Source organism: Cupriavidus sp. WS (assembly GCF_000395345.1).
GTDB classification, from domain to species: Bacteria; Pseudomonadota; Gammaproteobacteria; order Burkholderiales; family Burkholderiaceae; genus Cupriavidus; species Cupriavidus basilensis_B.
On record NZ_AQPL01000701.1, the window covers coordinates 1 to 1,422 of the forward strand.

Sequence of the window (1,422 nt, forward strand, 5' to 3'; positions counted from 1 at the left end):
CACAAAAAATCTGACAGGTTCAGAGTCTGTTGCGCGAGCGATTGAGCAAGTTCTTCCGATTGAGCGCCGGCCTTCTGAGCCTCCTCAGATGCAGCCTGCCGAAGGCGTGCAATTTCCGCATCGTGTTCAGCTTGTTTTGCTTCTGCCGCAATGCGACTTTCTTCGCGAGCAAGTGCCGCGGCATACTCCCCAGCCCCTCGTTTGACTTGGTCGAGGATGTAAGGAAGCCGCTCCGGCGTAACATCCTCGGGGTCGGCGCGAGTGGCACGGATAAGGGCTCTCTCTCCGTCCCGGTCCTCCAGCAACGCAGCGACGGTATCTGCTGCTTCCTTGCCCTCTAACTCCAAAACGAGGTTGTATGCTCGGGCTTTCACGTCAGGGCGCGGTCGTATTGCCGCCGAACAATGGGCGAGCAACCGCGCTCGTGACATTGTCCCGTTACCCGAACCGCTATTGCGCAGCCACAGGTAGCCTGCGAGCTGCTTGTCGGACATTGCGATTGGTGCCCATCGTTCTGCAGTATCTTGACTGTGGCGAACTCCCTCACTCAACCATGTTCGCCAGGCTTTATTGGCGATGCGCACTAGGAGCGTGTTACGCGCTACAAAGACAGATTCACCTTCGCGAATCTTCGTACGCAATTCCTTCGTGTTGCGAATGCGTAGCATCGACCAAACCGAGCGCTGGTCATGTGTTCGAGCCTCTTCGTTGCGCCACGCGGCCATCTGACGTTCCATTGCGACCTGGATACTGCCGACCGTTTCTTTGGAACGGCGGGTCAAATCCACAGTGGGATTCGCCTTCGTTTTGATGCCTCGTTTTTCGGCCTGAGCACCAACCTGATTCGTCAGGGCGCTTAGTACGTGAGGAGATGCGGCTCCCCAAGGGCCCACTGATTGGCCACTGCCCGACCTTGCCACAGCAAGTCTAGCTGCGATGACCGACTCGGCCTCCGCGATGGCGTCATCGAAGACCATCGGCATTGCCTTCGTTGCCTTAATCATCTCAAGCAACTCTTTCCCGTAGTCTTCGTATTCAGAGTTGATACCGAGAATGTCGAGAAGCAGAGGTGAGTCGAGGTACACCGAAAAGCCTTCCAACGACCGTGTCACATCCGCAGCCTCCGGCTCGCGGAAGCAGGCCAGTGCTTCTGCGGCCATATTCGCGAACGCGATGTCGGACACTCGATTGAAGCGCTCAGGTTGTACATGTTTCAGGTCGAGCAAGAATCGCGCAACATGATAGTCGAGGCGCAGTTCCCGATGCTCAGTGCTATCAGGTGGCGTGGCTTTAAGGGTGAGGGTGTCGCTCGTGCGCTTAGTTGTTGCACTGGCCTCTTTGCGCGACAAAAGTCGCATGGAATCTGTATGAAGCAGTCGGTCGAGAAAACCTTCGTGCAGGAACCTGTCAGATTTTTTGTGT

General features: G+C 56.3%; 1 protein-coding gene. It reads right to left on the bottom strand.

Annotated elements, in window-relative coordinates:
* Positions 1–1,422, bottom strand: a 1,422-nt coding sequence (locus tag K206_RS44130) for a hypothetical protein (protein ID WP_369796951.1), incomplete at both ends; no start/stop codon positions are given.